The organism is Dactylosporangium sp. NPDC051541, assembly GCF_044454505.1.
Taxonomy (GTDB): domain Bacteria; phylum Actinomycetota; class Actinomycetes; order Mycobacteriales; family Micromonosporaceae; genus Dactylosporangium.
The window spans coordinates 943,825-954,437 of sequence record NZ_JBITDU010000002.1; the positions used below are offsets into that span (position 1 = coordinate 943,825).

6 protein-coding genes are annotated in these 10,613 nt (G+C 75.8%); all 6 read left to right on the forward strand.

From position 1 onward, the window contains the following. Positions 1 to 198: 198 nt before the first annotated feature. The 6 genes from ACIA8L_RS12395 to ACIA8L_RS12420 all read left to right on the forward strand — a co-directional run bounded on the left by ACIA8L_RS12395 (position 199) and on the right by ACIA8L_RS12420 (position 10,484). Positions 199 to 1,077 (forward strand): 1,4-dihydroxy-6-naphthoate synthase, encoded by an 879-nt coding sequence (locus ACIA8L_RS12395; protein WP_395903463.1) that lies wholly within the window; start codon positions 199 to 201, stop codon positions 1,075 to 1,077. Continuing rightward, complete coding sequence (locus ACIA8L_RS12400; RefSeq protein ID WP_395903466.1) at positions 1,074 to 1,457, forward strand: DUF6069 family protein; 384 nt, start codon at positions 1,074 to 1,076, stop codon at positions 1,455 to 1,457. Before ACIA8L_RS12395 ends, ACIA8L_RS12400 begins: the two co-directional genes overlap by 4 nt. 71 nt (positions 1,458 to 1,528) lie before the next feature. After that, the gene (locus tag ACIA8L_RS12405; protein ID WP_395903468.1) at positions 1,529 to 4,141 is read left to right on the forward strand and encodes an AAA family ATPase; all 2,613 of its coding nucleotides are present in this window, start codon (positions 1,529 to 1,531) and stop codon (positions 4,139 to 4,141) included. Continuing rightward, complete coding sequence (locus tag ACIA8L_RS12410; protein WP_395903470.1) at positions 4,138 to 6,435, forward strand: LuxR C-terminal-related transcriptional regulator; 2,298 nt, start codon at positions 4,138 to 4,140, stop codon at positions 6,433 to 6,435. The genes ACIA8L_RS12405 and ACIA8L_RS12410 overlap by 4 nt, the downstream gene beginning before the upstream one ends. Positions 6,436 to 6,520: 85 nt before the next feature. Beyond that, positions 6,521 to 9,223 (forward strand): LuxR C-terminal-related transcriptional regulator, encoded by a 2,703-nt coding sequence (locus ACIA8L_RS12415; RefSeq protein ID WP_395903472.1) that lies wholly within the window; start codon positions 6,521 to 6,523, stop codon positions 9,221 to 9,223. A gap of 490 nt (positions 9,224 to 9,713) precedes the next feature. Next, the gene (locus tag ACIA8L_RS12420) at positions 9,714 to 10,484 is read left to right on the forward strand and encodes a LuxR C-terminal-related transcriptional regulator (RefSeq protein WP_395904198.1); all 771 of its coding nucleotides are present in this window, start codon (positions 9,714 to 9,716) and stop codon (positions 10,482 to 10,484) included. Positions 10,485 to 10,613: the final 129 nt, after the last annotated feature.

Consider the following 10,613-nt stretch of genomic DNA (forward strand, 5'->3'; position numbering starts at 1 on the left):
GTCCTTCGGTACCGGAGGGGTGAGCAGCGGTCGGCTCGGCCGTCGCTGCGTCGATCGTGCCGCCGGTGGGATTGGGGAATTCCCCAAACTTGAACCGCGTCAATGGTCAAGGTGTAGTCCGATCGAGCGGAATCACCGTGCCAGCCCTTAGTATTTCGGACACGAACGGATCGGCGATCCAGAGCGGGGGAAAGCTCGATGGGCGAAGCGCTGCGCGTGGCCTACTCGCCGTGCCCGAACGACACCTTCGTCTTCCACGCCTGGACACACGGGCGGCTGCCCGGCGCCCCGGCGGCCGTGGTGACCCACGCCGACATCGACGTCACCAACGGCCTGGCCGGCAGCGACCGGTTCGACGTGCTGAAGATCTCCTACGCGGCGCTGCCGCTGTTCCTGGACCGCTTCGCGCTCGTGCCGTGCGGCGGGGCCCTCGGGCGCGGCTGCGGCCCGCTGCTGCTGGCCCGCCCCGGCACCGGCCTCGGCGCGCTGCCCGGCGCGACGGTCGCGGTGCCCAGCGAGCGCTCGACCGCCTACCTGCTGCTGCGGCTCTGGGCCGCGGCCGCGGTGCCCGGGGGCCTGGGCCGCATCGTCGTGCTGCCGTTCCACGAGATCATGCCGGCCGTGCGCGACGGGGCCGTCGACGCCGGGCTCATCATCCACGAGTCGCGGTTCACCTACCCGCAGTACGGCCTGAGCGAACTCGTCGACCTCGGCCGGTTCTGGGAACAGGACACCAGCCTGCCCATCCCGCTGGGGGCGATCGTCGCCCGCCGCGACCTCGGCGCGCCGGCCCTGGCCGCGCTGGCCGGCACCATCCGGGCGTCGGTGCGGCACGCCTGGCAGCACCCGGACGACTCCCGGGCGTACGTGCGCGAGCACGCCCAGGAGATGGCGCCCGCCGTGACGGAGCAGCACATCGGCCTCTACGTCAACCCGTTCACCGCCGACCTCGGCGCGGAGGGGCTCGCCGCGGTGCGGGCCCTGCTCGACCGGGCGGCGGCCGTGGGCGCCGGCCCCGTCGTGCCACCCGGCGCGCTCGACTTCCCCGCCACACTCTCGGAGGTACACCAGCCATGAAGTCCCCTGCCGCCACCCGGGCGCTCGCGATCGTCGGCGCCGCGATCGGCGCGATCCTCGTCTGGGTCATCGCCGACCAGGCGGTCGGCGACCTCAACGTCAAGACCGGTGACAGCACGCAGACCGTCAGCATCGTGGCGGTCGTCCTGACCGTCGTCTTCGCCGGCCTGATCGGCTGGGGCCTGCTGGCGATCCTCGAACGCGCCACCGCCAAGGCCCGCACCATCTGGACCGTCGTCGCCGTCGTCTTCCTGGTGTTGTCGCTGCTGGGGCCGGTCGGCGCCGTCGGCACCGGCGCGAAGGTCTCGCTCCTGCTGATGCACCTCGTCGCCGGAGCGGTCATCATCCCGCTCTTCGCCCGCAGCACCACGCCCCGCTGACGTCCCGCTCCGGGGCCGGGGCGCGGATCTGGAAGTACCGGCGAAATCGCGTGGATAGGAAGACGTTGCCGATGGTGACGATGCCGATGGCGGCGCCGCCCGGTGAACCGGCCGAGCCCGATCCGGAGGTACCGGCCCGGCCGGAACTGCCCGCGGCGCCCCCCGAACCGGGCGCGCCGCGGGTCGTGCTGATCGCCGGCGCCCCCGGAACGGGCAAGAGCGCCCTGCTCGCGGCGATGGCCGGGAGCGGGTCGCGCACGCTGGGCGCGGTGTGCACCGAGGCACAGGCGGCCGTCGAGTACGGCGCGGCCCGGCAGATGCTGCCGGCGGCCCGCGAACCCGCCCGGCGGCCCGCGACCGCCGGCCGGGCCAACCGCGTGGTCATGGAGCTCTACCGCCGCACGATCGGCCTGCTCGCCCACGGTCCCCTGCTGCTGACCGTGGACGACGTCCACTGGTGCGACGAGGGGACGCTGCGGTGGCTGCACCACCTCCTGCAGCGGGTCGGCGACCGCCCGCTGCAGGTCGTGCTGGCCGGGGTGCCGCGGGAGCACCCGCCGCCCAGCCCCGTCCTGCACGACATCCTGGCCGCCGGCCCGCACGAGATCCTGGACCTGGACCTGGCCGGGCGGGTCGACCGCGCGGCCCGCACCGAGCGGCTGCGCCGGCAGTTCCGCCACCACCCGACACTGGAGCGGGTCGCCGTGGCCGTCGCCCTGCTCCAGCGCACCGACGCCGACCTGGTCGGCCCGCTGGCCGGCCTCCCGCCCGACCTCGTCGCCCCGCCGCTGGACCGGCTGCGGCGCATGGGGCTGGTCACCGACGACCCGCAGCAGCCGATCCTCCCGGCCGTCGCCGAAGGTCTGCTGGCCCTGCTCGACCCGGCCGACCGCCAGGAGCGCCGGACCCACGCCGCCCGCCTGCTCAGCGACGCCGCCGCGCCGACCGGGCGGATCGCCCAGCTGCTGCTGGACGCCGACGCGCTGACCGAGCCGTGGATGCTCGACCTGCTGCGCGACGCCGCCACCGCCGCGCTGCTGCACAGCGCGGCCGACGCCGTGCGGATCCGGGAGCGCATCGTGCGCGCCGAGCCGCAGTCCCCGGCGGCCGTCATCGACTACGCCGAGGCACTGGTCAGCATCGACGCCGCGGCCACCCGCGGGCAGATGCGCCAGGCCCTGCCGCGCACGCTCGACGCCCGGCTCAAGGCGCGCGCGCTGGTCGGGCTGGGCCTGGCCGCGCTCGTCACCGGCCACGAGCCGACCGTGCCGTACCTGCTGCAGGACGCCGTCGAGACGCTCAGGCGCTCGACCGGCGACCCGCCCCGGGTCCGCGACCGCACGCTGCTGGCCGCGGCCGAATCGACGCTCGCCGCCAACGCCGTCGAGGGCGCGGCCACCTTCCAGACCGTGCGCGCCCGCATCGGCGCCGCGCCCGGCCCGGTCGTCGGCACCTCCTCGGCCCACCGGCTGCTGGCCGTGCACGCGCTCACCACGGCCTACGAGGGCACGGGCGTCGAGCGGGCCGTCGGCTACGCCCGGCAGGTGCTCGACGGGCCGGTCCACGGCGAGGGCTGGCCGCGCCTGGCCGCGGCCCGGGTGCTGCTGCTCGCCGACGACACCGCCGGCGCGATCGCCGCCGCCGAGGAGCTCGCGGCTCGCCATCAGAGCCGGGGCGAGCCGTGCGCCGAGGCCGCCGCCCGGGCCGCGCAGGCCCACGCCCGCTGGGAGACCGGAGATCTGGCCGGGGCCGAGCGCGACGCCGCCACCGCGCTGCGCCTCGCCGACGGGCGCGCCTGGTCGGCCGTCACCTGGTCGGCCGGCACCACGCAGGCCGTCGTGCGGGCCGCGGGGTCCCAGGTGGCCGACGCCACCGCGGTCTTCGACGGGCTGCTCGCCCAGGCCGCCGCCATGCCGTTCTGGGAGCAGATCCAGGCCCTCAACGCCGCCGCGACCACCGCCTACTGGGCCTACGAACACGACCAGGCGCTGGCGCTGATGCAGCGGTGCGGGCGGGTCGTCGAGGAGGCCGGCGTGTGCAACCCGGCCGTCAACTCCTGGTGGCTCGACGAGATCATCCTGCTGCACCGCATCGACCGCGACCGCGACGCGCACCTGCGGCTGGAGCAGGTGGAGGAGCAGTGCCGCCGGTGGAGTACGCCGCGCACCCGGGGCATGGCGCTGCTGGCCCGGGCCGCGCTGCTGCCGCACCAGGCCCAGCTGGAGCCGCTGCTGGCCGCGATCCCCGAGCTGGTCGCGTCGCCCGCACCGCTCAATCAGGTCAAGGCGCTGCTCATGCTCGGCCGGGCGCTCACCATCGTCGGGGACCGCGCGGCCGCACGCCGGCATCTTCGCGACGCCATGGTGCTGTCCAACCGCCGGGGGTACACGAAGCTGGCCGTCAACTGCCGCAACGTCCTGGCCGCGGCCGGCGGGCGCACCGGGGCCCAGCTGTCGGCCTGCGGCGACCTGTCCACCAGTGAGCGGGCGGTGGCGCGGCTGGCCGCCGGGGGCGCGACCAACCGGCAGATCGCCGCGGAGCTCTACATCACCGTGCGGACCGTCGAGTTCCACCTCACCAACGTGTATCGGCGCCTCGGGATCCGCCGGCGCGACGCCCTGGCCGACGCGATCGAACCCATGCCGCTCTCCGGCCGCGACGATGCGCGGGAGGGACACGAATGAGCACGCCGGACCTCCTGGTGCCCGGGCCGCTCTTCGGAGCCTCGGCCGGGGCCCGGGCGGCGCTGGAGCGGTGGCGTCTGGCGCTGGCCGAGGCCGGGATTCCCGGTGTCGACGCGGCGGCCGAGGCCCGGCTCGCCGCGGCCGCCGGCGGGGACGCCACGATCCTGGCCGCGGCGCTGCGGCAGTGCGGCGGGCGGCCCCGGATGCTCGAGGAGCTGGAGGCCGTCGTCGGCGACGTCCGCCGGGACCGGCTGACCGCGCGGGTGCGGGCGATGGAGCCGGTCCGGCGGCGGGCGCTGTGCGTGCGCGCCCTGCTCGGGCCGGCCCCCGCCCGCCTCGTCGAACTGGTCGCCGGGGCCCGGGTCACCGACGCCGACCTCGACGAGTTCGACCTCGACGATCCGGCCGTCGCCGACGCCGTCCTGTCCACGCTCGACAGTGCCCGCCGGGCCGAGCTGCGGCGCGATGCCGCGCACGCCGCGCACGCCGACGGGTTCCCGGCCGGGCTGGTCGGGCGGCTCCTGGCCGCGACCGAGCCCGGCTGGCCGGCGTGGGCCGCGGCCGCGCTGCTCACGGCGGCCGGTGAGGCGCGCGACGGGCACCGGTGGGCCGACGCGGTGCTGCTCTTCGAGCGGGCGCTGCGCGAGCCGATCGCGTCCGCGGCCCGCCTCGCGACGACCGTCGCGCTCGGGGAGGTACAGCTGGGCCGGGCTCCGCACGCCGCCGACCGGCGCTTCGCCGAGGTCCTGCGCGACGCCGGGGCGGCCGCCGACGACGGGCACGAGGGCAGTGACGGCCACGAGGGCCAGGACGCCGGCGGCCCCTCATGGCGCACCCTGGCGGCGGACCGGCTGCTCGTGCGCGGCGACGATGCCTTCGCGCGGCGGGAGATCGCCACCGCGTACCGGCGGGCCCGCGGGCCCGAGCGGGCCGCGCTGGGCGCCCTGTACTGGACCGCCGCCGACCGGCTGCAGCCCGCGACCGGCGGGCACGATGCCGCGGTGCCCGCGCCGGAGGAGCTGCCACCCGACGCGTCCGCCCTGGGTGTGCTCGCCTGGCGCACTGCGCTGGCCGGGTGCGACCTGGCCGCGGCCCGGCGGCGAGCGTTCGCCGCGCTCGATGCGCCCTTCGACGACCGCACTCCGGCCGGGCCGCGGCTCGCGGCGGTGCGGGCACTGATCCTCGCCGAGGAGCTGCCGGCGGCCGAGGCCCGGCTCGAACCGCTGCTCGCCCGGCTGCGCCGGGCCGGGGCGGCGGCCGCGCCCGCGCTGCTGCTGCGGGCCGAGCTGTATCTGCGCGACGGGTACATGGACGAGGCCGAGCGCGACCTCGGCGAGGCCCGGATGCGCCTGCCCGACGACGCCTGGCACCCGGCCGCACTGCCACGGGTCCGGTCGATGCAGGTCATGCTGCACCTGGCCACCGGGCGGTCGCAGCAGGCGGCCGCGGTGCTGCGGGCGCCGCTGACCCCGGGGGCCGCCGCCGGGACCGCGTGGACGGAGTTGCTCTACGCCCGGGCCGCCGCCGAGGCCGCCGCCGGGTGCCCGGGCGCCGCCCTGTCGCTGCTGCGCGAGTGCGGGCGGCGCTGTGTCGCGGCCGGCCACGACAACCCGGCACTGCTGCCGTGGCGCTCCCTGGCCGCGCTGTGCGCCCACGCCACGGACCGCCCGGCCGAGGCCGCGCTCCTGCTGGAGCCCGAGCGCGCCGCGACCCAGCGGTGGGGCACACCACGCGCGGTGGCGACCACGCTGCTGCGGGCGGCCCTGGTCGGTGGCGGTCCCGAGGCGGTGACCCGGACCGGCCCGGCGATGGCGCTGCTGCGCGAGCTGCAGGGCGACCGCGGCCACCTGGAGGCCTGGCTGACCTTCGGCATCGTGGCCGCGATCGGCGACCGTGCGGCCGCGGCCGCCGCCGCGACGTGGATGAACGATGCGGCCGGCACCCGCCGCCAGAGCCGCCCCGCGGCCGGAGCGAGACCGCGGACGCCCCGGCCGGACGCCCCGGTCACCCGGGCCAACCTGTTCGAGGTGCTCGGTGCCGCCTACTCGGCCGAGCCGCCCGCCATCCCGGCCGGCCACCGGATCGCCGTCGGCGAGCTGTCACGGGCTCAGCGGCGCGTCGCGGAGCTGGCCGCCGGCGGGCTGCCCAACGCCGCGATCGCCCAGGCGCTCTCGCTCAACAAGCGCACCGTCGAGTTCCACCTCAGCAACATCTACCGCAAGCTCGGCATCGCCGGCCGCGCCGAGCTCACCGGCGCGCTCGGCGGCGCCGGTCCGCGCGGCTGGTCGCCCTGACCCGGCACCGCCGCAAACGGCAAGATTGGCGCCAGATCGATTCGTAGGGTGTATCGACTTGCGTGGCTGGGGAAGACTCTTCTCTGTGCTGATCGAGCGTGAGTCCGAGCTCGAGCGGGTCCGCACCGAGGTGGCGCACGTCGTCGCGGCCACGGGCGGGGCCGTGCGCCTCGTCGCGGTCACCGGCGGTGTCGGCGCCGGGAAGTCCGCACTGCTGGACGAGGCGGCGGGCATCGCGCGGGCCGCCGGTGTCCGCACGGTCCGGGTCGCGGTCGCTCGCACCGAGCAGACCCTGTCGCTCGGCCTCGCCCGGCGGCTGCGCCAGGCCGCCGAGGACACCCCGGGAGCCGCCGGCGGCCCGCCTCGGGTCGTCGTGGTGCTGGACGATCTGCAGTGGGCGGACAGTGAGAGTCTGCGCTGGCTGTGGCGGATGCTGCAGCGGCCGGGCGGCCACTCGGCGCTGATGGTCGCGGCGCTGCTGGACGGGGATCCGGCGGGCGAGCGTGGCGAGGTCCGGACGCTGCGGGACCGGGCCGACGCGACGCTGCGCCCGCGTCCGCTGTCGGCGCGGGGGCTCCGGCGGCTGCTGGAGCCGGCCGTCGCCGCGGCGGACGATCGTGACGGGGATGGCGACCCGCTCGCCGGGGCGGCCCGGTGGTGCCATGAGCTGACGGCCGGTAATCCGGCCCTGGTGCGCGCGGTGGCCGATGATCCCGCGCTGCCGACCGGCGGCATGCCCGACGTCACCGGCGCGCGGTACGCATCGCTGCGCCGGCGGATCGCGGCCGCGCTGGAGTCGCTGCCGGAGGCCGCCCGCGCCTACCTGTGCCGCGGTGTGCTGCTCGGCGCGGACGCCGATCCGCAGGTCGTCGGGCGGTTCGCCGAGCTCGACGAGGTGGACGCCCGGGCCGGGCAGCGCCGGCTGCGGGCGCTCGGGCTGCACGGGGCGGTGCCGGCCGGGCTGCTGCTCGACGCGCTCGTGCGCCACGTCGTGGCCACCACCATGTGCCCGGCCTCCTTCGCCGAGGCGCACCTGGAGGCGGCCCGGCTGCTGTACACCGAGGGCGCGGCCCCCGAAGTCGTCGCCGGGCACCTGGCCCAGGCCGCCGCGACCCCGGAGCCCTTCGCCGGCGCGGCGCTGACCGCGGCCGCGCGCCGCGCGAACGCCCGGCACGACCCGCAGGCGGCGGCGCGATACCTGCGGGTGGCCGTCCGGGCCCGGCCCGCCGGCACGGCCGAGCGGGGCCGCCTGCTGCTCGAGCTGGCCGCGGCGGAGAGCTGCATCGATCCGGGGATCGCCCGGCGGCACGCCCTGCAGGCCCTGCCGCTGCTGCCGGCCGGCACCGAACTGGCCGCCGCGCTCGGCCGTATCCCGCTGCTGAGCCTGCAGGCGGGCACCGAGGACGCGGTCCGGGCCGCGATCGACGACGCCCTGGGCGCCCTCCCGGCCGACGCGGACCTGACCCGCCGGCTCGAAGCCCGGTCCTGGATCTTCGGCTGGCTCGACCCGGCCACCCTGCACGGCGCGGCCGACCGGCTGCGCGCTCTGGGCTGGCTCGGCGCCCCCGCCGGGCCCGCGGGCCAGGCGCCGCGGACCGCCGCCGACCGCGAACTCGCCGGGGTGCTGCTCTTCTGCGCGACCTCGGGCGCCGGCATCGCGGCCGCCGACGCCGCGCGTCTGGCCCAGTCGCTGCTGGAGGCGACACCGACCGATCACGACGCGGCCCGCACGGCGGCGCTCGCCGTCGTCAGCGCGATCACGGCCGAGACGGTGCCGGCCCTGCGGCCGTGGCTGACCGACGCCACCGGGGCCGCGGACGGCGTCGGCTGCGCCCGCAGCGCCGCGCGGCTCTACGCCCAGCAGGCGTTTCTCGAGTACCACAGCGGGCATCCGGGCCGGGCCTGTTCCGCGGCGCTGACCGCGTTCGACCTGGCCCCGGAGGGCTTCGGCGACGACACGTTCACGCTGGCGTTGCTCACGACAGCGGCCGCCGCCGTGCCCGACGAGCGGCTGCGCCGGCTCGCCGCGGTGCACTGCGGGCAGGCGCTGGCCATCAGCGAGACCGGGCTGGTGCCGGTGGTGCACTGCCTGCTGCGGGCGGCGATGCTGTACGGCACCGAGCCCGCGACGGCCCTGGGCCTGCTGACGGAGTGCGAGCAGCGCCTGGCGGTGCACGGCTGGCTCAACCGGGCCCTGTTCCCGACCGGGACGCTCATCGCGCCGCTGCTGCAGCGGCTCGGCCGGCCCGCGGCCGCCCTGGCCTGTATCGAGGACGAGCACAGCCGGGTCGCGGCCTGGGGCGCGCCGACAGCGGTCGGCCGGGTGCTGCGGATCTGGGGCAATCTGAGCCCCGGCCGGTCGGGGCTGCGGCTGCTCGACGACGCGGTCAAGGTGCTCGAGGACTCGGCGAACCGGCTCGAACTGGCGCGGGCGCTGCTGGCCCGGGGCACCCGCCTGCTGGCCGCCGGGCGGCGCGGGGCCGGTGAGGATCTGCGCCGCGGGGAGCAGCTCGCGGCGGCGGCCGGGTTCTCGTGGCTGATGAAGCCGGCGAGCATGGCGCTGGAGGCGCATCAGGAGCGGCTGGTGCCCGGCATCAGCTCCCTCACCCGCTCGGAGCGCACGGTCGCGGAGCTGGCCGCGGGCGGGGCGACGAACGTGGCCATCGCCGAGCGGCTCGGCGTCTCCCAGCGGGCGGTCGAGAAGCATCTCACGAACTGCTACCGCAAGATCGGCATCTCGGACCGGTCACAGCTACGTCAGGCCCTACGGCACGCTACCGAGCGGTAATGCGATCGCGCGCCAGGACCGGCCGCGAGACGTCGCCACCGGTGGTCATCAATCCATCACGCAGCGCCGCGGTTCGGGCCCGAACGGTGGAACCCGGTGGCCCTGGAACCCCAGTTCCGATCTCAAATTTTCGGCAAGATCGCTTGAGGTTTGTATCTGATCGGCCGCGCAAAACGTTGCGGGGCGCGGCCGCTTCGGTACGGGGTCGAGGGTCGCGGCCGCCGCGCCGCACGGCACCGGCATCGCCACCGAGAGTCCGCAACGGCGCCCTCACCTGGACGAACCGCCCAAAGTCGGCACCCGCGGGGCCGAAGCGCTCCAGCGACCGCAGCCGGCCGCGGCGGAACATACCGCAGTTCGGTACGGCAAGCCGAACCAGCCTCGGCCTTACCACAGTCTTTTGCGTCCGTTTTGGCCGCGTTGACCTCCACCTAAAGGCATGCAAGGCTCCCGATGGATCACGGTGATGGAGCATTTGGGAGACGTGTCGATGCTTCTGGTGAGCAATCTGAATGCAGACGTTCGAGACGGAACTCAGGCCGACCCTCTCGCGCGGCCGAACACGCCCGAAACACAAGTGGAACAATGTCGGCAGCCGATGCCTCTGCATCCGGCACTGGTTGCCGCAAGCGAATACGGTGAGCTGTTCCTGACCATTGTCGAACGCACCGGTGTCGGCCTGGTCCTGCTCAGCCCGCAGTTACGCATCCAGCAGACGAACGCGGCATTCCTCGAGCAGTGTGGGCAGCCGCGCTTCGACCTGCAGGGATTCGACTTCCCGGAGCTGCTGCACCCGAGCGTCCGGCAGTACATGCGCCGGCAGTTCGACCGGCTGCTCACCGGGCGCAGCAACCGCTTCGTCGAGCACCTCGCGGCGCTGTGGGCGACCCGGACCGCCTTCACCGGCGCGCTGACCGGCATGGCCGTGCCGAGCGAGGCCGGTCCGCTCAAGACGATCGTCGTGCTGGTCTCCCCGGACAAGGCCGAGGAGGACGAGCGCCGGGTCCTCATCAGCCCGAACAAGATCCTTTCCGAGATCAATGCGAAGATCCTCGAGGGCGTGGCCACCGGAGTGCCCACGGTCCAGCTCGCCGCCCGGCTGTATCTGAGCCGCCAGGGCATCGAGTACCACGTCAGCAACATGCTGCGGCAGTTCAAGGTGCCAAACCGGGCGGCACTGGTCTCCAAGGCGTATTCCATGGGGCTGTTCGGGGTCGGATCCTGGCCACCCAAGGTTCTGCCGGAGTACGTGCGGCGCTGACCCGCGGGATTGCCTATTGATCGTGGCCGGAGGCGCCTGCCGACTCCGGCCACGATCATTTTCGGACGGTGCCTGAATATCCTATTCAGGTTCTTCCTGGAATGGGGATTGCCGACACCGCCGTGCGGT

What these genes read in the sequence shown, in the direction of transcription:
- ACIA8L_RS12400 (WP_395903466.1), top strand. Translation starts at nt 1,074, where the DNA reads ATGAAGTCCCCTGCCGCCACCCGGGCGCTCGCGATCGTCGGCGCCGCG.
- ACIA8L_RS12420 (WP_395904198.1), top strand. Translation starts at nt 9,714, where the DNA reads ATGCTTCTGGTGAGCAATCTGAATGCAGACGTTCGAGACGGAACTCAG.
- ACIA8L_RS12405 (WP_395903468.1), top strand. Translation starts at nt 1,529, where the DNA reads ATGGTGACGATGCCGATGGCGGCGCCGCCCGGTGAACCGGCCGAGCCC.
- ACIA8L_RS12395 (WP_395903463.1), top strand. Translation starts at nt 199, where the DNA reads ATGGGCGAAGCGCTGCGCGTGGCCTACTCGCCGTGCCCGAACGACACC.
- ACIA8L_RS12410 (WP_395903470.1), top strand. Translation starts at nt 4,138, where the DNA reads ATGAGCACGCCGGACCTCCTGGTGCCCGGGCCGCTCTTCGGAGCCTCG.